23 protein-coding genes and 2 tRNA genes are annotated in these 22,722 nt (G+C 60.7%); 23 read left to right on the top strand and 2 right to left on the bottom strand.

Annotation, left to right across the window (positions count from 1 at the left end):
• The first annotated feature begins 297 nt into the window (after positions 1-297).
• The 3 genes from DRET_RS09620 (at position 298) to DRET_RS09615 (ending at position 2,117) form a co-directional block, all read left to right on the top strand.
• Positions 298-390 (top strand) — tRNA-Ser (locus DRET_RS09620).
• Between the two features lie 109 nt (positions 391-499).
• A complete protein-coding gene (locus DRET_RS13090) occupies positions 500-1,924 on the top strand; it encodes an ATP-binding cassette domain-containing protein (protein WP_015752354.1) in 1,425 nt (474 codons plus the stop codon).
• Positions 1,925-2,025: 101 nt separating this feature from the next.
• A tRNA-Ser gene (locus DRET_RS09615) sits at positions 2,026-2,117 on the top strand.
• Positions 2,118-2,218: 101 nt separating this feature from the next.
• Here DRET_RS09615 and DRET_RS13085 read toward each other — a convergent pair.
• Positions 2,219-3,628, bottom strand: coding sequence for a cell envelope integrity TolA family protein (locus DRET_RS13085; protein ID WP_015752353.1), 1,410 nt, complete (start codon positions 3,626-3,628; stop codon positions 2,219-2,221).
• Between the two features lie 365 nt (positions 3,629-3,993).
• Between DRET_RS13085 and DRET_RS09605 the strand changes: the two genes are divergently transcribed.
• Positions 3,994-4,470: a hydrogenase maturation protease gene (locus tag DRET_RS09605; RefSeq protein WP_015752351.1), complete on the top strand. Its 477-nt coding sequence runs from the start codon at positions 3,994-3,996 to the stop codon at positions 4,468-4,470.
• A gap of 156 nt (positions 4,471-4,626) precedes the next feature.
• On the opposite strand, the gene DRET_RS09600 is transcribed toward DRET_RS09605, so the two are convergent.
• Positions 4,627-5,091: a CBS domain-containing protein gene (locus DRET_RS09600; protein ID WP_015752350.1), complete on the bottom strand. Its 465-nt coding sequence runs from the start codon at positions 5,089-5,091 to the stop codon at positions 4,627-4,629.
• Positions 5,092-5,285: 194 nt separating this feature from the next.
• On the opposite strand from DRET_RS09600, the gene DRET_RS09595 reads away from it, so the two are divergent.
• The 19 genes from DRET_RS09595 (at position 5,286) to fusA (ending at position 22,396) form a co-directional block, all read left to right on the top strand.
• Positions 5,286-5,948 (top strand): protein-L-isoaspartate(D-aspartate) O-methyltransferase, encoded by a 663-nt coding sequence (locus DRET_RS09595; RefSeq protein ID WP_015752349.1) that lies wholly within the window; start codon positions 5,286-5,288, stop codon positions 5,946-5,948.
• Between the two features lie 202 nt (positions 5,949-6,150).
• Positions 6,151-6,978: a DUF368 domain-containing protein gene (locus tag DRET_RS09590; protein WP_052293295.1), complete on the top strand. Its 828-nt coding sequence runs from the start codon at positions 6,151-6,153 to the stop codon at positions 6,976-6,978.
• Positions 6,971-7,861 carry an Mrp/NBP35 family ATP-binding protein gene (locus tag DRET_RS09585; RefSeq protein WP_015752347.1) on the top strand — a complete coding sequence of 297 codons (891 nt, stop codon included), beginning with the start codon at positions 6,971-6,973 and terminating at the stop codon, positions 7,859-7,861. Before DRET_RS09590 ends, DRET_RS09585 begins: the two co-directional genes overlap by 8 nt.
• A 115-nt stretch (positions 7,862-7,976) precedes the next feature.
• Complete coding sequence (locus tag DRET_RS09580; RefSeq protein ID WP_015752346.1) at positions 7,977-8,576, top strand: lytic transglycosylase domain-containing protein; 600 nt, start codon at positions 7,977-7,979, stop codon at positions 8,574-8,576.
• Positions 8,557-9,117: a CDP-diacylglycerol--glycerol-3-phosphate 3-phosphatidyltransferase gene (gene pgsA / locus DRET_RS09575; RefSeq protein ID WP_015752345.1), complete on the top strand. Its 561-nt coding sequence runs from the start codon at positions 8,557-8,559 to the stop codon at positions 9,115-9,117. Before DRET_RS09580 ends, pgsA begins: the two co-directional genes overlap by 20 nt.
• A gap of 48 nt (positions 9,118-9,165) precedes the next feature.
• Positions 9,166-10,248: a type IV pilus twitching motility protein PilT gene (locus DRET_RS09570; RefSeq protein ID WP_015752344.1), complete on the top strand. Its 1,083-nt coding sequence runs from the start codon at positions 9,166-9,168 to the stop codon at positions 10,246-10,248.
• Between the two features lie 2 nt (positions 10,249-10,250).
• Positions 10,251-11,432: a type IV pilus twitching motility protein PilT gene (locus DRET_RS09565; RefSeq protein WP_015752343.1), complete on the top strand. Its 1,182-nt coding sequence runs from the start codon at positions 10,251-10,253 to the stop codon at positions 11,430-11,432.
• Positions 11,433-11,496: 64 nt separating this feature from the next.
• A complete protein-coding gene (locus DRET_RS09560) occupies positions 11,497-12,144 on the top strand; it encodes a zinc-ribbon domain-containing protein (protein WP_015752342.1) in 648 nt (215 codons plus the stop codon).
• Complete coding sequence (locus DRET_RS09555; RefSeq protein WP_015752341.1) at positions 12,141-12,398, top strand: hypothetical protein; 258 nt, start codon at positions 12,141-12,143, stop codon at positions 12,396-12,398. The genes DRET_RS09560 and DRET_RS09555 overlap by 4 nt, the downstream gene beginning before the upstream one ends.
• A 237-nt stretch (positions 12,399-12,635) precedes the next feature.
• Complete coding sequence (locus tag DRET_RS09550; RefSeq protein ID WP_083777224.1) at positions 12,636-12,992, top strand: FtsB family cell division protein; 357 nt, start codon at positions 12,636-12,638, stop codon at positions 12,990-12,992.
• Complete coding sequence (locus DRET_RS09545; protein ID WP_015752339.1) at positions 12,982-13,896, top strand: tetratricopeptide repeat protein; 915 nt, start codon at positions 12,982-12,984, stop codon at positions 13,894-13,896. Before DRET_RS09550 ends, DRET_RS09545 begins: the two co-directional genes overlap by 11 nt.
• Positions 13,897-13,948: 52 nt before the next feature.
• Positions 13,949-14,749, top strand: coding sequence for a hypothetical protein (locus tag DRET_RS09540; protein ID WP_015752338.1), 801 nt, complete (start codon positions 13,949-13,951; stop codon positions 14,747-14,749).
• Positions 14,737-15,741, top strand: a complete 1,005-nt coding sequence (fbp, locus tag DRET_RS09535) for a class 1 fructose-bisphosphatase (protein ID WP_015752337.1) — start codon at positions 14,737-14,739, stop codon at positions 15,739-15,741. The genes DRET_RS09540 and fbp overlap by 13 nt, the downstream gene beginning before the upstream one ends.
• The gene (gene tsaD / locus DRET_RS09530; protein WP_015752336.1) at positions 15,741-16,826 is read left to right on the top strand and encodes a tRNA (adenosine(37)-N6)-threonylcarbamoyltransferase complex transferase subunit TsaD; all 1,086 of its coding nucleotides are present in this window, start codon (positions 15,741-15,743) and stop codon (positions 16,824-16,826) included. The genes fbp and tsaD overlap by 1 nt, the downstream gene beginning before the upstream one ends.
• A gap of 113 nt (positions 16,827-16,939) precedes the next feature.
• Positions 16,940-17,260: a thioredoxin gene (gene trxA, locus DRET_RS09525; RefSeq protein WP_015752335.1), complete on the top strand. Its 321-nt coding sequence runs from the start codon at positions 16,940-16,942 to the stop codon at positions 17,258-17,260.
• Between the two features lie 2 nt (positions 17,261-17,262).
• Positions 17,263-18,195, top strand: a complete 933-nt coding sequence (gene trxB, locus DRET_RS09520) for a thioredoxin-disulfide reductase (protein ID WP_015752334.1) — start codon at positions 17,263-17,265, stop codon at positions 18,193-18,195.
• The gene (locus DRET_RS09515; protein WP_015752333.1) at positions 18,185-18,919 is read left to right on the top strand and encodes an outer membrane protein assembly factor BamD; all 735 of its coding nucleotides are present in this window, start codon (positions 18,185-18,187) and stop codon (positions 18,917-18,919) included. The genes trxB and DRET_RS09515 overlap by 11 nt, the downstream gene beginning before the upstream one ends.
• 565 nt (positions 18,920-19,484) lie before the next feature.
• Positions 19,485-20,351: a hypothetical protein gene (locus tag DRET_RS09510; RefSeq protein ID WP_015752332.1), complete on the top strand. Its 867-nt coding sequence runs from the start codon at positions 19,485-19,487 to the stop codon at positions 20,349-20,351.
• Positions 20,348-22,396, top strand: coding sequence for an elongation factor G (gene fusA, locus DRET_RS09505; protein ID WP_015752331.1), 2,049 nt, complete (start codon positions 20,348-20,350; stop codon positions 22,394-22,396). Before DRET_RS09510 ends, fusA begins: the two co-directional genes overlap by 4 nt.
• The last annotated feature ends 326 nt before the right edge of the window (positions 22,397-22,722 follow it).

The following is a 22,722-nucleotide window of genomic DNA, read 5'->3' as shown; positions in this document are numbered from 1 at the left end:
GGTGCAGACTCCTGTTCGCCGGTGGTGCCTCCCGCCTCTGGATTCCAGGGCGTGAGTTCCGGAATCAGGCGCGGAGCCGCCAGGGGTCACCGCCTCCCAGCCGGTGCGGGCAGCGTCCAGGCCGGGATCAAGGCTTCAGAACCAGGGGAAAGGATCGCCTTCATGCGCGGATTCAGGTGTAAACTCCAACAATAGCCGCGAAAATATCCGGCTGTCAAAGGATGTGCCCGTGTGCCGGGCGGTGGCAAAACGGGTTGACTTCAGGCCGGGAGACAGCTACACACTACTCCTTCTTGCGGAGAGGTGGCCGAGTTGGCTGAAGGCGCTCGCCTGCTAAGCGAGTAACGGGTTAACCCCCGTTCGAGGGTTCAAATCCCTCCCTCTCCGCCATATTTGCTCAAAATCCCGGTCTGGTGCAGGCCGGGATTTTGTGTTTGGGGCCGATTTCGGACGATGCCGCAGCTCGTTGAGCGCTGCTTGGAGAAAAAGGGCTACACAAGTGCAGAAGAGTGATCAGTGCCGTCCATGGTTGCGCCTGGCCGGAGCCCGGGTCCGTCTGGGCAGCACGACCGTGCTCACCGGTCTGGATTGTGCCCTGTATCCCGGCGAACATGTCGTGGTTACCGGAGCCAATGCCGCGGGCAAATCGACGTTTTTGCGATTGTGCGCCGGCCTTGTCTGGCCGACCGATCCGGCGTGCCGGGAATATATCCTCCAGGGCCGCAGGACAACGAGTCCGCTTCCGGTGCGACACCACGGCGCCTGGGTGGCTCCGGGGCAGCAACTCGCCTACCAGGGACGACAGGCCCGGGTCACGGTCTGGGAAGTGGTTGCCACCGGGCTCACGAACACCCCGTTTGTATACGTCCCTTTGTCTGAGGCCGACGCAATGCAGGTCTGGACCACCCTGGAGAGGTTCGGGCTGCAGGAGTTGGCCGAGCGTTCATTTGCCGGACTTTCGCAGGGGCAGCAGTGGCAGGTCCTTCTGGCCAGAGCCATGAGCGGTGGGCCGCGATTTTTGTTCCTGGACGAATGCACCTCGGGTCTTGATGGGCCATCGCGGGATCTGTTCTGGCAGGCCCTGCACACGGCGGTGCAACTGGGGGCCCATGCGTTATTGGCCACACCGCAGCCATGGGCTTGTCCGGAATGGATCGGGCGGACAATCACCCTGGATCAGGGGCGCATCATCGCTGGCCCGATGCGACAGACTGCCGAACAAGGGGCTGCAGCAAAACCGGGTGCATCTGCTGGGGCAACGACGGGGGAGCCGACGAATTCCCGTGTGCTGGTCCGCTTGAGCGGGGCCCGGGTCCGGCACGAGGGCAGGGATCTGCTGGGACCCGTCTCTTTGGCCATCCGGGCGGGCACGGTCTGGGCGGTGCGAGGACCCAACGGCGCCGGCAAGACGACATTGCTGCGACTTGTCAGCGGCGACGCCCCGCCATATGCCGGGCAGGGGCGAGAATACCCCTGTTTGCCGGCCCAAAGCGACAGGGCCAGACGCGAGACCCGAATCCGAGCGGTTTTTCCCGATCAACGGATCGAGCTGTTTGTCCGCAACCTCCCAGCCGGCGCTATTGCCGGGCACAACGCGGGAGAAACCCGGCAGTTGTGGTGCCGCTTCGGCTTGCAGGGACTCGAGGAGCGACCGTTTGCGCATTTGTCCTCAGGCCAACAGCAAAGGGTTCTTCTGACCAGGGCCTTGGCCGGAGCCCCGTCCCTGCTCGTTCTGGACGAGCCTTTCACGGCCTTGGATGCCTGGGGGCGGGCTGTCTGCCGCGAGGTGGTCCAGGAGCATATCGCCCGCAACGTCGCAGTCGTGTACAGCGCCCACGCTGAGGCCGATTGTTTTGCCGGGACCGATCACGTCCTGTGGGTCTCGGGGGGAAGAGTCCGTGATTCCGGCTTGCAATCGCGATGACCTCGCTTGAGGGAGGCCATCTCGGCCTGTCTTTCGTGCCTGACTCCTGCGCAGGCACCCTTGTCAGGAGAGCCTATTTACGCTAAGCACAAGCTCTTCACGGAGAGGTGGCCGAGTCCGGCTAAAGGCGGCGGTCTTGAAAACCGCAGACGGGGCGACCCGTCCGGGGGTTCGAATCCCTCCCTCTCCGCCACAACGACCACAAGGGGTTGGAGCCAGTTTGGCTCCAACCCCTTTTTCTATGCTGAGCATGGCGGATACGGTTGCGGAAGGCGGTGGTCTTGCAATCGTTTGTCATGAGGTGCCTGACGAATCCTGATCCGAGTGAGTCAACCAGGTGATGGCCGCGTCCAGGCGGCGGGGGGCACTGGCATCGTTGCCCCAGGGCAACAGCGTGATCTGCTCGGACTCAGCCTCGAGTCGCGGCCGCAACCGGGCGGTGCATGACGAGGCCTCTGCCGGCGGGAGCATCCAGGCCACCGGGGCGGACAGGCCGGCCCCCGTGGGGCACTCGTGAGGACAGGGCGCGTCAGGATCCACCTGGACCAGGACCCGCTTGACCTGGCGGGCCAGGCCAGCGGCCCGAAAACACGCCGGACAGACGCTCGGTTCGGTCCACAAGCAGATGTGCGCATTGCCGCCGGGATGCGTTTGGCGCACTGTTTTCATGGTTTGCAAAAGGTTGCGGGCTTGGCGCATGGTCCCGGGCAGCTCCTTGCCGTGGTGCCAACTCTGCTGGTTAACAGCACAGACCCGGAGGCCTTGGCTGGCCAGAAGGTGGGCCAGGGCCAACGAGCGGTTCCGGGTCCGCATGGCTACCAGGACCAGGGGGCGCTGCCGGGCCTGAGCCATATTGAAGACCTGGGCCGGAAGTTCGGTCTGCCCGTAGCGCACGGTTATTGCTGTCTGCGGCGGCTCGATCCGGTTGGGAAATTCCGCGGGTCCCTCTTCCGGGAGCCAGATGAACCGGGAGACATCGTCGTCGCTGGGGATAAAGGTCACTGAGCCCTGGATCGGTTCGTCGGTCAAAAAGGCGGGGCCGTAGGTGTAAATGTGTTTGGCAAAGGGCTTCAGGGTCCGCAGCAATCCGGTCTGGCTGTCGTAGAGAATGAGTCTGCCCCAGGTCTCTCGCCCATCAATAATACTCACCCGCCGTTTGCCGATGGTGCTGTAATGCCCGGCGTAATCTTTCGGCCGGTACTCTTTGGCCGCCAGGGCCTGGAGTCCCCGGGCTTCCGCACCGTGTTTGAGGCGGTCGCCGTGTTCATTTTTGACGACGACGCCTGTGGCGCTTTTGGGGAGCGGGGCCGTGTCGGCAGGCGGTGAGGCAGAAACAGGCGGAGCCGGTTCGGGCTCGCTCTGTGCTGGTTCGGCCGCAGCGATGTCCTTGGAGGCAGGGGGCGGCGGTGGCGTAGACCGGGGACTGGTCTTTGGCGACTCCGGCGCAAGGTCCGGTTTTTCCGGGGGAGGTGGTTTATCCGGCGGCTCAGGAGGGGGCTTCGGCGGTGCTTTCTCTGCCGCAGAGGGCTCTGGGGGCTGTGGCTGTTCGGTCCGCGCTGCCTGGGGTGCCGCCACCGGATCGACGAGGTCCATTTCCAGAAGCGGGCGCACGGAAGGCTGGGGCGTCAGCTCAACCCCGAAGAGCAGCACAGTGAGCAACCCGGCATGGAGGCCGAGGGAAAGTACGATGCACAGGAGGCGCATGGCCGCCTTCTCCTGTCCGGCGTCGCAGCGGGCCGGAAATTGGTCGAATCCGGGCTGGGCAAGGCCGGATTCGGCGGGTTGCTGCCCCAGCGGCCACGGGAATCGTGGTTCGGCTGAGGCACGGATTGACAGAGAGAGTCTACGCCGCTGGAGGCTGTTCGTCCATGGCCTCGGCCCAAGCCGTGGTCCTGCTCTGGACATTTGGGCTGACAGCGAATATGCCCGGATCCAAAGCCGTGCGGTCCTTTCCCCTGCCAGGGCATGCCTGAAGGCGGGAGGCGAACTGGGACGCGCGAGTTGCACCGGTTCCCAGGCCCGGCATGCAATGGGCCATACTGAACCTGCTTAGCTTATCGGGAGGGTGTATGTCAGAGCGAATCCTGGTCTTGGGGATGGGCGATGTCCTGCGCCAAGACGCCGGAGTCGGGGTGCACGCGCTCGAAACTCTCTATCGGGAAGGCTGGCCTGAGGAGGTGGTCTTTGCCGACGACAACGGTTTTTCGTTTCAGGAATTCGGAGCGTTGAAGGATTTTTCGGCGGTCCTGGTCCTCGACAGTTTCCAGGGCGGTCATGAGCCGGGGACCGTCTACCGGCTGGGTGAAGAGGATCTCGACGCCGGCTGGGGCGACGGGGTGTCCTGGTCTCGGGAGGATGTCCTGCACTGCTTGTACACCGCGGAACTCATGGGGCAAAAGCCTCAATTCTGTCTGCTCGGCATGGAGCCGTCGGGCTCGGATTGGGGGACCTCCCTGTCCGAGACACTCCGGGGCCATTTCCCGGCCTTTGTCGACCACGCCCGGGAAGAATTGCAGCGTTTTTTGCCGCAGCACCGGGACAGCTGAAACCGCAGCCTCCCAGCCGTCTGGTGCTGGTCGTCCACTCTGCGAGATGCGGAATTGATCACCAGCCAAAGCACGGGGGCTCGTTCCGGCAGCGCCTCGCGGCTGGCCGTGTTGCCCCGCCGGCCGGAAAATTTCCGGTCCGGCGGGGAGGTTCATTCAGGGTGTCCGCTGGGTGGGGGTGAACTCGGTGCTGCCGTCCGCGTCAAGGCTGTCCATGAGCTGCATGGTCAATTTGAGGAAATCCGCCTCGGTCAGGATGCCGACCAGGATTTCTCCTTCCACGACCGGCAGGCAGCCGTATTTGTGTTTGTAGAGGATTTCCGCTGCATCGCGCAGTGAGGTATCCGGGGTGACGGTCTTGACGTCGGTGCGTTTGATGGCCTCAATGGGAATGCTGGCGTCCAGCTCGGCCTGTGTGGAGTGGTCGACCTCCGCCAGTTTGGACACCGTGGCCTCAAGGATATCGCGATGCGTGACCAGGCCGCGGAAATGATTGTCCTCGTCGACGATGGGGATATGCCGGATACGGCCGAGTTGCATGATTGAACGTGCCAGGTAGAGGTCGTCCGAATCCCGCATGGCATACGGGTCGGGAGTCATGACATCGCGCACTTTCCACATAGTTGGCTCCTTGACGAAGAGATGAGAGGTGTCTTTCCTGACAGGGGCTGCCCCAGACGGGTCAGCCGGGATGGGGCCTCAGAGCGGTCCTTTCCTTTCGGACCGCTTCGGACCGGATGCTCCCGGCGCCTTGGGGCGGGCGGGAGCCTACTTTGCAAAAAACCGCATTTTTCCGGAGGCTGTCAAGGTTCTCCATGAATTCTGAATCTTCCCTTATCCCCGATCAACGCCGGTGCCGGGAGCGCATGGTGCGTGAACACCTCCTGGCCCGCGGTGTGGACGACCCGCGGGTCGTGGCGGCCATGTCCACCGTGCGCCGCCATCTTTTTGTGGACGAGGCCCTTCAAGGACAGGCCTACGGGCCGAACGCGCTGCCGATCGGCTGCGGGCAGACCATTTCTCAGCCTTATGTCGTGGGCATGATGACCATGTATCTTCAGGTCCAGTCCGGTCACAGAGTCCTGGAGATCGGGACCGGATCGGCCTATCAGGCGGCCGTTTTGGCGGAGATGGGAGCGGATGTTTTTTCCGTGGAGCGGATACGGCCTTTGTACCGCAATGCCTGGCGTCGGCTGCAGGCCCTGGGGTACCATCGGGTCCGGTTGAAGCTGGACGACGGCACGATGGGATGGCCTGAAGAGGCCCCATTTGATCGCATCCTGGTCACAGCCGGAGGACCGGAGATTCCTGTGCCGCTGTTGTCCCAACTCACCGACCAGGGCGTCATGCTTGTCCCAGTGGGCATCGGAAAGCGTCAGCAGCGTCTGGTCCGGCTTCGCAAAGACGAGGGCAAGGTGTTCAAGCAGGAACTCGGCAATGTCTCCTTTGTGGATCTGGTGGGGTCGCATGGGTGGTGATGCGAGGCAGTAGCCTCCCCGGTTCGGCAATTGCGCCCGCGTCCTGGGAAAAGAGCGTGAGCGGTGCCCCCAGCCAAGTGCGGGACTGTGACTTCAATAATTTTTGGGATTGAGAGTATCCATTTTGAGTGCAAACCGGAAAACGACCGCCAAGACCGCCTCGCTGCTTCCCTATGCCGGCACAGTCTGCAAGGGGTTTCTGATGGGCAGCGCTGATATCGTCCCCGGTGTCTCCGGGGGAACGATGGCCTTTATCACCGGGATCTACGAACGGTTGCTCAGCGCTCTGGCGGCTTTTGATTTCCGGTTCGTGCGCCTGCTTGCCGCGCGCCGTTTCCGCCAGGCCGCGGCCCATGTCCAACTCGATTTTCTTATCGCGCTCGGACTGGGAGTGGGGGGCGCTGTGGTTTCCATGGCTGGCCTGCTGCATACCCTGCTCCAGACCCACCGGGTTCTGGTCTTCGCCTTCTTTTTTGGGCTGGTCGTGGCCTCGGCCTGGGTGATCGGCGGACGTATCGTTGGCTGGCGGCGCAGCGTGGTGGCGACCCTGTTGCTGGGGATCATCGGGGGGTGGCTCGTGACCGGGCTGGTCCCGGTGGACGCCTCGCACGCGTGGCTGGCGGTGTTCTTCAGCGGAGCAGTGGCGATTTCCGCCATGCTCATGCCGGGGGTCAGCGGCGCGTTTCTGCTTTTGGTGCTGGGCCAATATGAATTTATCACCGGTCTGTTACGCGATCCATTCCGGCTCGAAGCCCTCCAGGGACTGGGCGCCTTTGCGCTTGGCTGTCTGTGCGGTATAGCTGTTTTTTCCCGGTTGCTGCGTTGGTGGCTGCGCCGTTTCCCGGCTGTGGCCCTGGCCTTTTTGACCGGTTTCATGCTCGGAGCTGTGCGGACCCTGTGGCCGTGGGCCGCGCCGGGCGCTGCAGATGTGTCCCTGAGCGTGATCGTTGTGTGTATGGGCGCAGGATTTGCCCTTGTAGTCAGTATTGCGCGTTTGGCGCATGGGAAGGAGAACAAGCAACATGAGTGAAACGGAACAATCGTGCGGCAGCTGCTCCAGCAAGCAGCAGGGGGGCGGGGCGAATCAGGCCCTGCAGGATCAGCTCATCGCCTCCACTTTGGACAAGATCAAATACAAGCTCTTCGTCATGTCCGGCAAGGGCGGGGTGGGAAAAAGCTCCGTGGCCGTCAATCTTGCGGCCGGACTGGCCCAACTCGGCTATAAGGTCGGGCTGATGGACGTGGACATCCACGGCCCGTCGGTTCCCCACCTCCTCGGGCTCAAGGGGCAGCTGGATATCGAACGGGGCCGGCTGCTGCAGCCCAAACGGTTCAACGACAACCTCGGCGTGGTTTCCATGCAGTCTCTGCTCCAGGACGACAACCAGGCCATCCTCTGGCGGGGGCCGATGAAAACGTCGGCCATCCGGCAGTTTATTTCCGATGTCCAGTGGGGCGAACTCGACTTCCTGGTCATCGACTCCCCGCCCGGGACCGGTGACGAGCCGATGACTGTCTTGCGGACCATTCCAGACGCCCTGTCGGTGGTGGTCACCACGCCGCAGCAGGTCTCGTTGACCGATGTGCGCAAGGCCTTGAATTTCTTGCAGCACGCCAAAGCCAATATCCTCGGGCTGGTCGAGAATATGAGCGGGCTGGTCTGCCCCCACTGCAGTCAGGAGATCGACCTTTTCGCCAAAGGTGGCGGTCGGGAACTGGCCGAGAGCCAGCATGTCCCCTTCCTCGGTGAAGTGCCTCTGGATCCGGCCAGTGTCGTGGCCGGCGACCTGGGCACGCCGGTGGTGCTCATGGACGAGGACCTGCCGAGCAAGCGCGCCTTTCAACGCCTCTCCGCCACTGTGGCCGAAGCAGCTCAGAACAGCCTCGAAGCTGTCTCTGTGCAGGGCCAATAGGGCTGCAAGGCCGGGGTGGCGGCTTTTCTCTGCCCTGGCCTTGCTTTCTTCAGGCAGTCCTGGCACTAAGAGACAAGGATTATTCTGAGAACGCCTCCTCGAGGAGCTGACAGATATGCGTTCGATTGTGCGCTGTATCCTTGCGGTGTGTTGTGCCGCCCTGCTGGGGGGGCCTCCCCTTCCGGCCCACAGCGGGTCCATATATTACTATCGCGATGAACAGGGCGTGACCCATTTCACCGATCTCCCCTCCTCGAACAAGTTCAAGCTCTATTCCCTGTTCGCCTCCAAAACGGGCGCCGACCGGACCGAAATTCTGGGGCTGGTCCGGAAATTCAGCCGCTTGCACGACGTGGACCACCATCTCATTCAGGCTGTGCTGGAAACGGAATCCGATTATCGGCCTCAAGCCGTGTCCACGGCCGGAGCACAGGGATTGATGCAGATCATGCCCGAGACGCAGCAGGATCTGGGGCTCATGGATCCTTTCGAACCTGCGGCCAATATTGAAGCTGGGGTACGGTATTTCAAGGGGTTGTTGGGCCAGTTCAGCGAACTCCCCCTGGCCCTGGCCGCATATAATGCCGGCCCGCAACGGGTGCGCCGTTATGATGGTATCCCCCCGTACAAGGAAACCCAACGGTATGTGCGTAAAGTGATGTCCCGCTACCAGGAACTCAAAGCCGGAAACGACCATGTTCAATCTCGCGAATAATCTGACCCTACTGCGTATCCTGACCGTCCCATTTCTCGTCGTGCTTTTGTATTTTCCAGGGCGAGGCGTCTGTGTGCTGGCCATGCTCCTGTTTGTCCTGGCCTCGTTGACGGATTTGTTCGACGGGTTGATCGCCCGCCGCTACAATCTGGTGACCACGATGGGCAAATTTCTGGATCCTCTGGCGGATAAACTGCTCATTGTCTCTGTTCTGGTCATGTTGGCCTGGCTGCATTGGCTGCCGGCCTGGATGGCGGTGGTCGTCATCTGCCGCGAACTGACGGTTACCGGTCTGCGGGCCATTGCCGTGGAACAGGGGACGGTCATTGCTGCGGACCGCTTCGGAAAATTGAAGACCATCGTCCAGATTGTCGCCCTCTGCCCGCTGTTGCTGCACTATACCTGGTGGGGGTTTGATCCCCAGCCGCTGGGCATGGGGCTCATGTGGGCCGCGGTCGTATTGACCGTTTTTTCCGGAGCGAATTATCTGCGCAATTTTTTTAAGAGCATGCGGGAGTCCGGGCAACTCGGGGCCGCTTGATGCCCGCCCATTCGTGATGCCGCTGGTGTGCAGCCTTGAGGAGGTGAAATGGCTCAAATCGATGCTTTTTTCAAAATGATGAACGAGTTGGGTGCGTCGGATCTGCACCTGTCGACCGGGTCCCAGCCGATCATCCGTCTTCAGGGCGAATTGCAGCGGATCAAATTCAAAACCCTGGAAAACGAAGAGCTGCGCAAGATGCTCTTCGAGATTACTCCTGAGCCGAAGATCAAAGAATTTGAAGAAACCGGGGACGTGGACTTCGCCTATGAAGTCCCGAACACCGCCCGCTACCGGGTCAATTTTTTCCGCCAGCGCCTGGGCGTGGGGGCGGTCTTCCGGGAAATCCCCCAGGAGATCTTGAGCATTGATGACCTCGGGTTGCCGCAGGTGTTGAAGAATCTCGCTGAACTGCCCAAGGGACTGGTCCTGGTCACCGGGCCGACCGGCAGCGGGAAGTCGACGACCCTGGCCGCGATCATCGACTACGCCAACCGCAACCGCCGCGATCACATCCTGACCATCGAAGACCCCATCGAATTTGTCCACCGGCCCATCAATTGCCTTATCAACCAGCGTGAAGTCGGACGGGATACCCTCAGCTTCAAATCCGCCCTGCGGGGCGCTCTGCGTGAAGACCCGGACATCATTCTGGTCGGCGAATTGCGGGATCTGGAGACCATCGAGCTGGCCCTGGAAGCCGCTGAAACAGGCCACCTTGTTTTCGGGACCTTGCACACCATTTCCGCGCCCAAGACCGTCGACCGGATCATCGAGGTCTTCCCCGGCGAGCACCAGGGGCAGATCCGTTCCAGTCTGGCCGACTCCCTGCGGGCCATCGTGGCCCAGAATCTGTTCAAGCGTGTCGATGTCAAAGGCCGAGTGGCGACCCTGGAAGTCCTGATCGCCACCCCGGCGGTGCGCAACCTCATTCGGGAAAACAAGATCTTTCAGCTCAATTCCGTGATTGAGACGGGGCGGAAATTCGGGATGCAATCCCTGGACGACGCCATTATGGAGCAGCTCAAACTCGGTCGTATCGATCCGGCAGCGGCCTACAACAAGGCCGTCAACAAGGACAAATTCAGGCCGTTTTTGACCGAGTCACCAGAAGATTTCACCGAGGTGTAGTCATGCTCAGGGCCCAACTCGACACGATCATTTCCCAAGCCATCGCCTATGCCCCTGACACGTCGGATATCCTCTTCACCGTGGGCAAGCCGCCGCAGGCCGAAGTCTACGGCTCGCTGACGGATATCCCCTTGCGGCCCAGCCTGGGTCCGCTTTTGCCCTTTCAGGTCGAGGAGATCGCGACCTGCATGATCGGGGACAATCTGCGGTTGTACACCGATCTGGTGCGCACCGGCTCCTGCGATTTGGCCTACGCCATCCGCGGCCAAGGGCGGTTCAGGGTCAATATTTTCCATCAGCAGGGCAATCTGGCCGTGGTCATGCGCAGGCTGCCCCACGACGTCCCGACCATCCAGGAAATGGGATTGCCGGAAATCTTTTACGAAGTCGCCCAGGAAAAATACGGCCTGGTGCTGGTCACCGGGGCCACAGGCACCGGAAAAACAACCTCTCTGGCAGCGCTGGTCAACGAGATCAACGCCACCATGCCGGGGCATATCCTGACCCTTGAAGATCCGGTGGAATATGTCCATCCCCACCAGCGCGGCACCGTCAATCAACGGGAACTCGGGGTGGACTTCGCGACCTTTGCCTCCGGGTTGCGGGCGGCGCTGCGTCAGGCGCCCAAAGTCATCCTGGTCGGGGAAATACGGGACCGGGAGACCGTGGGCATTGCCATGGATGCGGCCGAGACGGGCCACCTGGTCCTGGGGACCCTGCACACCAGCGACACCGGGCAGACCATCAATCGTATGATCGGTATGTTTGAACTCAGCGAGGAACGTCTGGTCCGGGGACGGCTGGCCGAGAGTCTGAAATTCGTCATCTCCCAGCGTTTGATGCCCCGCCAGGACGGGCGGGGCCGGGTGGCGGCTTTCGAAGTGCTGCGCCGCAGCCTGCGTATCCGCGATCTGATCATCAACGGGGAAGATGAGGAGCGCACCTTTGCTTCCGTGGTCGGCAGCAGTGAGGCGGTGGGGATGTTCAGCTTCGAGAAGTCGTTGCTAGATCTCTACCGCCGGGGCCTCATTTCCGAGGATGTCGCTTTGCTGCACGCCTCGGACAAATCGAGGCTGAAAAAACTCATCGACCGGATCAAATCAGAGCGGGGCGAGCGAGTCACGGACATCGATGGTCTCGAGCTGGACCTGGATTACGAGCAAAACGTGTTGAACGGCCCCTGATACCTCTGCGGCCCCAAGGCGAGTTCCTGGGGCCGTTCCCACTGTCACTCATTGGGGAGAGACCATGCAGGTTGAATGCGGACAATGCGGTCGGGAGATCAATCTTCCCGACGAGAAATTGCCTCAGGCGCCACGGTTCAAGTTTACGTGTCCGTCGTGTGGCAATAAGGTGGTGGTCGAACGGTCCGAGCCGGTGAGTGGAACGGAGCAGCCCCAAGAGGACGAGTTTTCCCCTGCGCCCGAACCTGATCTGCCCCCATTGCCGGCTGAGGACGAATATTTTCCGCCCGGCGCCGAGGTGCTCTTTGCCTTTGTTCAGGACAGCCGCTGGGCCGAAGCGGTGGAAATGTTCGCCAAGGAAAACGGTTTGTATCTGAGCCGCACGGATTCCGCCGAGCAGGGGGTGCTCAAACTGCGCTATACCGCCTACCGGGCGGTGGTTATTGAACAGGGAGCGGAATCTGCCGAGCTGCTCAACGAACTCGGCCGCGTGCAGGGCGTGACCCGCCGGCAGACCCTGTGCGTGCTGATAACCCCCGAAACGGCCAGTTTTGATCCCCAACACGCCTTTTTCCGCGGTGTGGATTGCTGCCTGAAACGGGAGGAGGCGGCCGAGGCCCCGACCCTGCTGGTTCAGGCCTACGAAGCTTTCCTGCGGCGCCTTGAGCCTTGGAAGGCAGCGGAGAAACAGCTGGAGGCGGCGAAGGTATGAGGAAAATCTACCAGGCCCGTCTGCAATTTTGTCTGCAGACTATCCTGGAATTGGAGCCGCAACTCGCGGAACTCGAACTCGATGAAGAACTGCAGGCCGATTTCCGGGAACTCAAGGAATTGATGCACAGGGTCCGGCGGCGGGAACTCAACGAAGACGAAGTGGTGCGGGTGGAAGAGGCGACGACAGTTTTTCTGGAAGAATTGCAGGATATCCTGGGGAGCTGGCCCTCTTTGGGTCCCCATTGCCACTGACCGGAGCCTCGGCCATCCCCCGGTGACAGACAGCGGCATAATGGGCCACACCCCATTTATGGATGCTGGGTGCGCTGCGGCCCTGGAGTATTTTGTGCTGGCCCCGAAGGTGTTGAGCGGGCTGCGAAGCCAGTATTTGCCAATACGCACGCCCCGGGGCGGTCGCGTTACCCTCGGTCGAGCTGAAGGTTTCGAGCCGAAGAAGACGGCGGGGGATGAATCGGTTAGAGGACGGTGATGGCGACAAAGGAGGCGACGACTCGAACCGGAGCGGAAGCGACCCCGATGCGTTGGAAAATCGGCGTCATTGCGGTCCTCGCAGTGAACGCGGCCTTGGCCTACACGCTGTGGACGGGTGACAACGGCATCATCCACTACCGGGATATGCGGCACAAACAGCAGACCCTCGAGAACCGGATCAGCGCTGTGCAGCAAGAAAACCGGCGCTTGAGCCGGGAGATCCGCCTTTTGCAGGAAAACAGCCGCTATCTCGCCTATACCCTGCGCGCCGAAGGGCGGTACGTCCATCCAGACGAAGTGTTGTATGTATTTCCCAGGCAAGCGCCCGACCGGGAGGATGCTCATGGACAATAAGATTTCGTGGTATGAAGAAATCCTCGCTTTGGAACCCCATTCCAAACTTTTTTATTCTTTGGCGGTTTTGTATCGCGACGCCGGCCAGCCGGAGAAGGCATTGACCGTGTTGGCCGACGGGTTGCAGAATCACCCTGAACATTTTCCGGCCCGCCTGCTCCAAGCGCAATTGTACTGGGAGCAGGACCGTCAGGATGAGGCGGCCCGAAGCTTGGAGCCGGTGCTGGACAACCTGGAGCGCACGCCGTGTTTGTGGCCGTTATGGGCGCAAGCCTGCGGCGAGGAAAACGCGTCCACCGCCCTTGCCCTGGCCGGTGCCGTCGTCCAGAAACAGGCAGGCAGCCTGGAAGCGGTGCTCCGGGCCGGACTGGACGCCGTGACCGAGCCCGCTGGACCTGCACCGTCGCCCCAGGAGCAAACGTCGCCGGAGAATGCGGACAATGCCGGGGCGCAGGAAGCGGTGGTCGAGGCCCCTTCGGCCGAGGAGGATTCTCCGGCTGCGCCCTCGGAGTCTCCCGCTGACTCGCAGAAGGCGACAGGCCCTGATGCGGATCCCGAATGGCCGGATGTCTCCTGGCCTGAGGAGACACCAGCGGCGGAGGAGCCGGATCCATTCGAGGAAGCCTATGATTCGGAGCGTGCCCCGGTGCGGACCAAGACGATGGCCGCGATTCTGGCTCAACAAGGGGAGTGCGCTGAGGCCGAGGCCATTTATAGCGATCTTTTGCAGCGGACATCAGACCCTGGCGAGCGTGAGGAACTGACCCGCCGGTTGGAGGAAGTCCGTCGCCAACGCCAGGAGAGCCAGGAACAGCAGGACAGTCAGGACCTTTTGAGCACCCTGCAGCACTTGGCCCAGCGTCTGGAGGCCCGCGGTTCGGAACCCGAGGAAAAACCGGAATAGCCGGGTGCTTGAGATCCCGGTTACAATGAAAAGCGTGGGGGGAGGCCCTTTGGTGCGTTCAATTCTTCTTTGCAGTCTCAGTGTCGCGGTTTTGGCCCTTATGGCCGGCTGCTCGACGTGGAACAAGACCGTGGAAACCACTCACGGCGTCTATAAATCGTATGTCAATGTCGATCCGGAGATCGATCTGGACAAAGAGGCGGACTGTGCCCCGAGTGAACGGGTACTGGCCCAGGCCTTCACCCCGGTCGACGCCCAACTCCACCAGGTGTTGCGGCAGATGGAAACCCAGGAGTCGTTTCCCTCAGACGATTGGCTCGCCTCCCAGATGGACCGGTTTTCCTGGCTCAACGGCATCGTGGTCATCGATCGCCAAGGGGAGGTCGTGCACCGTTATCCCGAGCAGCCGATCAAACAGATCACTACCGATTTCGTGCGCAATGACCAGGGCGATTGGGCGGAACGGCAGAATCGGCTGCTGGTCCAGCGCAATCCGTTGGGGGCCGAGTGCTGTCTGACGCAGCCGTTTTTCAAAGACAACGTCTGGCAAGGGCTTATCGTGGCCCATTTTGACCCGCGTAGTCTCGCCGGACAGAGCCCGTTGTCGACCCGATTGCTGTTTTTTACGCCCCAGGAATTGCTCTGGGCCGGTCCAGCCCTGACCCCGGAAGCGGTCCTGTCCCCGTCGTGGCAGGAGATATTGGCTGACAATGTGGCCGGTGAACTGGAGCACAACGGGCGTGAGATCGTGTGGACGGCCCGGTATATCGGTCCAGACCCGGTGTTGTATGCGGTGACCTCCCGAGACCAAGCCACTGCCCAAGCTGAGGAGACGGCCTCATGCGACAAGTAACCGTTACCGAACATCTCCTTGTGCACCAAAAAGAGTCCCCCATGGCCACCGGGCGGTTCACCCGCCTGCTCAATGAACTCATTTTGGCCGCCAAAATCATCTCCAGGGAAGTGAACAAGGCCGGACTGGTCAACGCCCTGGGGGCGACAGGGGATGTCAACGTCCAGGGCGAGCAGGTCCAAAGGCTCGACGAGTTTGCCAACAAGGTGCTCATCCACCGCATGGAGCGCGCGGGTATCCTCTGCGCTATGGTTTCCGAGGAAAACGCCGATGTGATCCCCATCCCGAGTCAATTCGCCATCGGTGACTATATCCTGGTCTTTGACCCCCTCGACGGCTCCTCCAACATCGACGTCAACGTGAGCATCGGGACGATTTTTTCCATCTACCGGCGGCGCTCAGGCGGTGGTGATCCCTGTGTCGAAGATGTGTTGCAGCGGGGCACCGAACAGGTGGCCGCCGGCTATTTCCTGTACGGCTCCTCGACTATGCTGGTCTACACCACCGGACGCGGCGTGCACGGCTTTACTCTGGACCCGAGCGTCGGCGAATTTCTGCTCAGCCATCCGGATATCGAGATCCCGCGGATGGGGAAGGTCTATTCCGTCAACGAGGCCTACTGGCCGCATTGGGACGAACAGACCCGGGCAGTGGTTACGGCATTGAAGGACCCGGACAATGCCTTCGGCGGGGCGAGCCTGCGCTATATCGGGTCGTTGGTCGCTGATTTCCACCGGACGCTTTTTTACGGTGGCATGTTTTTATACCCCAAGGATTATCGCAACCCCAAAAAGCCCAAGGGCAAGTTGCGTCTGCTGTGCGAAGCGGCGCCGCTGGCGATGGTCGTTGAACAGGCCGGCGGCATGGCCACCGATGGGGTGCGCCGGATCCTGGATATCGAGCCCGAAGAACTCCACGACCGGGTGCCGCTTTTTATCGGCTCCAAACGCAATGTGGTCCTGGCCCAACAGATTTTGGACCAAGGGACGTGATGCGCGTTCTGGGCATTGAGACCTCTTGCGACGAAACCGGCCTGGCCGTGGTTGAGGAGGGGCAGCTGATCGCCCAGGAACTGGCCACGCAAGGGGCGATGCACTCGGTTTTCGGGGGGGTGGTTCCGGAACTGGCCTCCCGGGAACACCTCCGGGTCCTGGACCCGTTATGGCAGTCCTTGTTGCAGCGCACCGGCCTGGCCCCGGAGGATTTCGACGTTGTGGCCGTGGCTCGCGGCCCCGGACTTTTGGGCAGTCTGCTGGTCGGTCTCGGCTTTGCCAAAGGGCTGGCCCTGGCGACTGGGGCGCGGCTGATTGGGGTCAACCATCTGCTGGGACACCTCCTGGCCCCGGGACTGGAGCGGGAGTTGTGTTTCCCCAGTCTCGGGGTGCTTGTTTCGGGCGGGCATTCGCAATTGTATGCCCTCAACAGCCCGACAGAGGCCACGATGCTCGGCTCGACCCTGGATGACGCGGCGGGTGAAGCCTTTGACAAGCTGGCGAAACTCCTTAATCTTCCGTATCCCGGCGGCAAGCACATCGATGAGTTGGGAGCGCTTGGTGTCCCGGATCCGGAACTTTTGCCCATCCCCTACGTGGACAACCGCAATCTGGATTTCAGTTTCAGCGGGTTGAAGACGGCGGCGGCCCAGCACATCCAGCGCCACCCGGACCTGCGGCTGCCCGCTATGCCCGACGTGGACGAGGTGACCGAAATCGGGCGGCAGCGGCCCGAGCTGAGCCGGCTGTGTGCTTCGTTCAACCACGCCGTGGCCCGCGCCCTGTGCATCAAGGCCAAGCGGGCCCTGGAGCGGGGCCCTCAGGCCCGGCAACTGATCGTGGCCGGAGGGGTGGCGGCCAACAGCGCAGTGCGACGGGAGATGGCTTCCCTGGCCCAGGAGATGGGTGTTGAACTTGTCTTGCCGTCGCTGTCCTTGTGTACGGATAATGCGGCGATGGTGGCCTATACCGGAGCCTTGTTCGCTGAGGCCGGACTGGGGCATGATCTCGATCTCGAAGCGGTCCCGCGGGGGCGGCAACTGCCTTGGGATTATTGTCGATTCCCGAACGCCGAAGCGAGTTGACAGGGCCGCATAACGACCCTAATTTGAATGCATTGCTTAGCTGACAGGTGTATTTGGTGTTCGAGTTAATGCGAGAAAGCCCATTGTGGGCAAAGAGCGAAAAGGAGATACCCATGGCCAATCAAGTGACTGATGCCAATTTTGAAAGTGAAGTGCTCCAGTGCGATCTGCCGGTCCTGGTGGATTTTTGGGCCCCGTGGTGCGGTCCCTGCCGCGCAATCGCTCCGGTTATCGAGGAGTTGGCCAAAGAATACACCGGTCGCGTGAAGATCATGAAGATGAACGTGGACGAAAATCCGACTTCGCCGAACAAGTACGGAATCCGGGCTATCCCGACGTTGATTCTGTTCAAAAATGGTGAAGTTGTGGAACAATTGACCGGTGCGGTTTCCAAGGCCAGCATCAAGGATCTTCTGAGCGAAAAGGCCCTGTAGGAATGCAAATATATGATGCCACTGTGATCGGTGGTGGCCCGGCCGGCATGACGGCACTGTTGTACCTCATGCGGGCCGGGCTGCAATGCGCCTGGGTGGAAGCCATGGCTCCCGGCGGCCAGGTGTTGCGCACCGAGCAAATCGACAACTATCCTGGTTTTCCGGAGGGAATCAAAGGCTACGAATTGGCCGATCTCTTCGCCAAGCATTTGGAACGGTTCTCCTATGACAGCTACACTGAGGAGGTGACCGGACTGGAGACGAACGGAGACGGCGTGCACACGATCCGTTTTCGAGACGACACCATCCAGTCCAAAACGCTTATCCTCTGTTCCGGAGCTGAATATAAGCGTCTGGGCCTGCCCCGCGAAGAGGAAATGACCGGCCGGGGTGTCTCCTATTGCGCACTGTGCGACGGGCAGTTCTTCAAAGACCAGACCGTGGCCTGTATCGGCGGCGGGAATACTGCCCTCGAAGACGCCTTGTATCTCTCCAAGCTGGCCCAAAAGGTCTATCTGATCCACAGGCGCTGCGATTTCCGGGGTTGCCAGTTCAATCAGGACCGGGTGCGGCAGGCTCCGAATGTGGAGATCCTGCTCGACACGGTGCCCACAGAACTGCTGGGCAGCGACGAGATCCATGGGTTACGGGTCCAGAACGTCAAGACCGAACAAACCCGCGATCTGGACGTCCAAGGGGTGTTCATCTTTGTCGGCACCCAGCCTTTGTCCGGATATGTCTCGGAAAATATCACCTGCGATCAGGCGGGATTCGTCGTTACCGATGCCGAGATGCGGACCAACGTGCCCGGCGTCTTTGCGGCCGGGGACGTGCGTTCCAAATTATGCCGCCAGGTTTCAACCGCTGTTGGCGATGGGGCTACCGCCGCCCACGCTGCCGGCCTTTACGTGGAAGAAATGAACAATGGGCAATAAAAAGACGTTGCTGACCGCTTTGCTGCTCCTGTTTCTCTGGGGCAGCATGGGTTGTGGCACGGTGGATTACTTCTTCTTGAAGCCTCCGGAAGACACAGCCCAGGAATTGGCTGAAGCCGGCCGGGCGGCTATGGCTGAGAAGGATTACGACGCGGCGATTGAGTATTTTACCAAACTCAAGGAACGCTACCCGTTTAGTCCCTATACACCCGACGCGGAACTCGCCCTGGGCGACGCCTATTTTCTGGACGAACAATACAAGGCCGCAGTGGACACTTATAAGGAGTTCGAGTCCTTACATCCACGGCACAAGGCCATTCCCCATGTTCTGTTCCAGATAGGCTTGGCGAATTTCAAGCAATTTGATTCCATCGACCGGCCGCAGACCAATATGGAAGAGGCATTGCAGTATTTTCGCCGTGTTCAGCAGGGATTTCCTGAAACCCCGTATGCCGAGAAGGCGGGTGACTATATCACTCAATGCCGCCGTTACCAGGCCGAGCACGAATTGTTCGTGGCGGATTTTTATTGGCGCCGAGAGGATTTTGGAGCAGCCTGGAAACGCTACGCCTATGTCGCTGAGGAATTTGCCGAACTGCCGAAAATCCAGGACTACGCCCGGGATCGACAGGAGATCGCCTATTTGCGCTACCAGCAGCATCGCTCGCAGACCAAGCGGGAAGAGGAGCAGGGCAGCTGGAAGCAGTGGTTCGATTGGCTCTAACAGCTCGTCACCACTGGTGCGAGGTGACACAGCGGGTGACCTTTCCCAGGCGGACACACGGAGTGATTCTTCGGTACCATCTTCTCTTCTTACCTGCAGACATTTCGGATTTCTGGCGGCATTGAGTTGTCGGATTCCGGCGATATCTCTATGGGATATAAAAAAGCGGCCTCGTGCCGCTTTTTTATATCCCGTGACCGGGCTGTATTGAACTAGGCTGAACCGGATTGGGGTGTGCTTGGGGCTCCGATTCCGGAATTTTGCCTCGGCCTGGAAAAAGGCGCGAGGTGTGGTTTGGGGTTGGGGGCTCGATCGTTCGGCGTTGCGCGTAGCGAAAGCTCCGATTGCTCACGGGCGCAGGAACTTTCCAGACCGGTGGCAAAATCCCGGAACCGGATTGGGGTGTGCTTGGGGCTCCGATTCCGGAATTTTGCCTCGGCCTGGAAAAGGGCGTGGAATACAGTTTTGTGCTTGAGGCTCGATCTGTTCGGCAAAAATTAGGCTCGGGAATACAGGTAGCGCACCACGTGCGTGGTGCGCTGGGACAAACGAGAAAGGACATGGTATGCAGTGGGGCACAGTACTAGAGCCGTACCTGGTTCCAGACACGCTTTTCGGGCAGGCGTATGAAGCGGTTGGCGATGTCCGCCGTTCCTGGCTCAAGACCCAGATCGCCAGACTCTATTCCTGGTATGGCCGTGGGCCTTGTGACGCAGGGTACAGGGAACGAAGGCACGCCGAAGGATTCATGACCTGCGTTTCGTGGCAGCCTCCGCAATGGGGGGTGGTTTGCCTGGACGCTTCTGTGCAGTCCCCGGCTGTGCTCCTCAGCGCAGTTGTGCCCCTGATCATGACCGGCTGTCCAGAAGTGGTCGTCATCCGCCATACGGATGCGGACTGGCCGGCTTCCCTGTTGGCCGCGTTGGAACTTGCCGGCATCGAATACGTGGCCGGAGTGCCGGCCTCATTTGCGATCCAGGAGACACTCCCTGCTGGGCCCGGAACAGTGGTCAGCGTCGGTGAGCAGGGGCGAGTGGCGGCACAGACAATCCAGAGCGTGTCGCCCGGGTGCCGGGGTGTTGATCACCCGGATCCGAAGCGGCTCGGCCTGTGGAATAGGGAGCAAGCCTCCTGGAATACAGAGGCGCTCAGTTGGATGTATGCCGGCTTGTCCCTTGATGTCTGGGGTCGGCCGGTGGATGATCTGTCCTGGGCAACGCCCCTTGAAGGATCCTGGGAAATGTTTTGCGCCCGGTCCTATGACGGGGTCTTCGTCCCCGAGGACCGGATGCGATCGGCCATGGCGCCGGGACGTCTGGTACTGACACCGGGATTTGAATATTGTTGGTGCGATCCGGAACTCGAGCTGGCAAGCCTGGGCCACAGGAGTCTGGCGTGGGCCGATACGCAGGCGACAGGAGAGGGCATATGAGCAAAGCGGCGGAAAAATATCTCCACAGAGTGCGCAATATCGGGATCATTGCCCATATCGACGCCGGCAAGACGACCCTGACGGAACGGATTCTTTACTATACCAAGCGGATCCACCGCATGGGAGAGGTCCACGAGGGAACGGCCACCATGGACTACATGCCCGAAGAACAGGAGCGGGGCATCACCATTACTTCGGCGTTCACCTCCTGTCAGTGGCAGGATAAGCAGATCAATATCATCGACACCCCCGGGCATGTGGATTTCACCATCGAGGTCGAGCGGAGTCTGCGGGTGTTGGACGGAGCTATCGGCGTCTTTTGCGCCGTGGGTGGGGTGGAACCCCAGAGCGAAACCGTTTGGCACCAGTCGGAGCGCTACCGGGTGCCCAAACTGGCCTTTGTGAACAAGATGGATCGCCTTGGCGCCGATTTCGAGGCGGTCTTGGAGGCCATGCGCGAACGCCTCGGGGCCCGTCCTTTGGCCCTGCAATTGCCCGAGGGGCAAGGCCGCGAATTTCAGGGAATTATCGATCTGATGCGCTGGGAATTTCTGGAATTCGACATCGAGAGCAAGGGGGAGACCTTTGCGCATAAGCCGTTGACCGCCGAACAGGAAGAACGGGCCCGCGCTTGGTGGGAGGCCCTGGTGGAGGCGGCTGCCGAAGAGGACGAAGCGGTCTTTGAGGCCTACGTCGAAGGCCAGCCGGTGGACACGGAAGCTGTGAAGCGGGCTCTGCGGTCGTTGACGCTCTCGCAAAAGGCGGTACCCGTCTATCTGGGGTCGGCCCTGAAATATATCGGGGTGCAGCCGGTGCTGGACGGCATCCGGGATTATCTGCCCAGTCCGCTGGACGTGCCCCCGGCCCAGGGGCTGGACCCGGAAACGCAGCATCCTAAAAGTTTTCCTGTCGCTGCGGAGAGCCCACTCTCGGCCCTGGTTTTTAAGGTAACGATGGAAACCGGCCGTAAACTTGTTCTGGCGCGGTTGTATTCCGGGGCTATCGAGCCCGGTGAGACCTTGTACAATGCGACCCAGCACATCGAAGAGCGCGCAGCACGGCTGTTCACCCTCCATGCCGGGCACAAGGACAAGCTGTCCCAGGCCCGGGCCGGAGAAATCGTGGCACTGGCCGGAATGCGCCAGACCCGCACCGGGGACACGCTCTGCCGACGGAGCGATCCGCTGGTGCTGGAACAGATCAGCGCCTACCGCCCAGTGCTCTCCCTGGCTTTGGAGGCCCGGACGACAAAGGATGAGGAAAAGCTGCTGGAAGCCCTCGACAAACTGCTCCAGGAAGATCCGACCCTGTTTTTACAGCGTGAGGAGGACACGGAACAGATTATTCTCTCGGGGATGGGCGAGTTGCACCTGGAGGTTGTCCTGGAGCGGTTGCGCCGAGAATACCATGTCGAATTGCGGGCCGGTAAACCGCAGGTGGTCTATCAGGAAACAATCGGCCAGCCAGCTGCGGCCACGGGGGTTTTTGACCGCGAGTTGGGTGAAAAGCCCCATTTCGGCCAGGTGGAGGTCCGTGTGGAACCGCGCCGGACCCGGCAAAGCGACAACGATATTGTCTTTACCCTCAACAGCGACGGCCTGCCGGAAAAGTGGCTTGATGCGGCCGCCAAAGGGGTTGAGGACGCCCTGCAAAGCGGGGTGGTGCTTGGGTATCCAGTGCACGGCGTCCGGGTGCAGGTCACCGGAATGCAGCACGGTCCGAACGGGTCTGAGGCCGGCTGTCACATGGCCGCGGTCAGCGCGGTCAAACAGGCCCTGGAAGCCGCCAATGCGAAGCTCATGGAGCCGATCATGTGGGTCGAGGTCTTTGTCCCCGAAGATTTTGTCGGCGATGTTGTGGCCCTTTTCGGCAGCAAGGGAGGCAAAATCGAGAACATGTTCGACCGCGGTGGACAGAAGGTGGTTCAGGCCTACAGCCCCCTGCGGTCGCTGTTCGGATTTTCCACGGATCTGCGCTCCTCGACCCAAGGCCGGGCGACGTTTGTGATGCGTTTCGATCGTTTCGATGTGCTTGAGAAGAATTGATGGATTGGGGGATTGGGGGATTGGGGAATTGAGGAATTGAAGGATTGAGGGATTGAGGGATTGGGGAATTGGGGGATTGAGGAATTCAAGAAGTGAACGATTAAAGAATTAAAGAAGTGGAAGATGGAAGGGCTGAAAAGGAGTGGGCTTGGGCAATGATTATCAGTTCAAAGGCCGGTGGCTATAGAGTTTGAACTTGAAAGCAGTGCCTGGTGTAAGCTATTGATGTAAAGTCTTTTGTGTGCAGTAGGAGTTCTTTTTGTCTGATTCTTTAAAAAAGGAATCGGGTATTTTAAGGTACGTATTATATGTTGCGAAGTTTTCTT

Origin of the sequence: Desulfohalobium retbaense DSM 5692, from assembly GCF_000024325.1 — a bacterium.
Taxonomy (GTDB): domain Bacteria; phylum Desulfobacterota; class Desulfovibrionia; order Desulfovibrionales; family Desulfohalobiaceae; genus Desulfohalobium; species Desulfohalobium retbaense.
This window is presented reverse-complemented; position numbering and strand designations above follow the sequence as displayed.

Coding starts and splice junctions, on each gene's coding strand:
- DRET_RS09555 (WP_015752341.1), top strand. CDS start 12,141: ATGAGGAAAATCTACCAGGCCCGTCTGCAATTTTGTCTGCAGACTATC.
- tsaD (WP_015752336.1), top strand. CDS start 15,741: ATGCGCGTTCTGGGCATTGAGACCTCTTGCGACGAAACCGGCCTGGCC.
- DRET_RS09595 (WP_015752349.1), top strand. CDS start 5,286: ATGAATTCTGAATCTTCCCTTATCCCCGATCAACGCCGGTGCCGGGAG.
- DRET_RS09560 (WP_015752342.1), top strand. CDS start 11,497: ATGCAGGTTGAATGCGGACAATGCGGTCGGGAGATCAATCTTCCCGAC.
- DRET_RS09605 (WP_015752351.1), top strand. CDS start 3,994: ATGTCAGAGCGAATCCTGGTCTTGGGGATGGGCGATGTCCTGCGCCAA.
- pgsA (WP_015752345.1), top strand. CDS start 8,557: ATGTTCAATCTCGCGAATAATCTGACCCTACTGCGTATCCTGACCGTC.
- DRET_RS09515 (WP_015752333.1), top strand. CDS start 18,185: ATGGGCAATAAAAAGACGTTGCTGACCGCTTTGCTGCTCCTGTTTCTC.
- fbp (WP_015752337.1), top strand. CDS start 14,737: ATGCGACAAGTAACCGTTACCGAACATCTCCTTGTGCACCAAAAAGAG.
- DRET_RS09510 (WP_015752332.1), top strand. CDS start 19,485: ATGCAGTGGGGCACAGTACTAGAGCCGTACCTGGTTCCAGACACGCTT.
- fusA (WP_015752331.1), top strand. CDS start 20,348: ATGAGCAAAGCGGCGGAAAAATATCTCCACAGAGTGCGCAATATCGGG.
- DRET_RS09545 (WP_015752339.1), top strand. CDS start 12,982: ATGGACAATAAGATTTCGTGGTATGAAGAAATCCTCGCTTTGGAACCC.
- DRET_RS09565 (WP_015752343.1), top strand. CDS start 10,251: ATGCTCAGGGCCCAACTCGACACGATCATTTCCCAAGCCATCGCCTAT.
- DRET_RS09550 (WP_083777224.1), top strand. CDS start 12,636: ATGGCGACAAAGGAGGCGACGACTCGAACCGGAGCGGAAGCGACCCCG.
- trxB (WP_015752334.1), top strand. CDS start 17,263: ATGCAAATATATGATGCCACTGTGATCGGTGGTGGCCCGGCCGGCATG.
- trxA (WP_015752335.1), top strand. CDS start 16,940: ATGGCCAATCAAGTGACTGATGCCAATTTTGAAAGTGAAGTGCTCCAG.
- DRET_RS09580 (WP_015752346.1), top strand. CDS start 7,977: ATGCGTTCGATTGTGCGCTGTATCCTTGCGGTGTGTTGTGCCGCCCTG.
- DRET_RS09600 (WP_015752350.1), bottom strand. CDS start 5,091: ATGTGGAAAGTGCGCGATGTCATGACTCCCGACCCGTATGCCATGCGG.
- DRET_RS09590 (WP_052293295.1), top strand. CDS start 6,151: ATGGGCAGCGCTGATATCGTCCCCGGTGTCTCCGGGGGAACGATGGCC.
- DRET_RS09585 (WP_015752347.1), top strand. CDS start 6,971: ATGAGTGAAACGGAACAATCGTGCGGCAGCTGCTCCAGCAAGCAGCAG.
- DRET_RS13085 (WP_015752353.1), bottom strand. CDS start 3,628: ATGCGCCTCCTGTGCATCGTACTTTCCCTCGGCCTCCATGCCGGGTTG.
- DRET_RS09570 (WP_015752344.1), top strand. CDS start 9,166: ATGGCTCAAATCGATGCTTTTTTCAAAATGATGAACGAGTTGGGTGCG.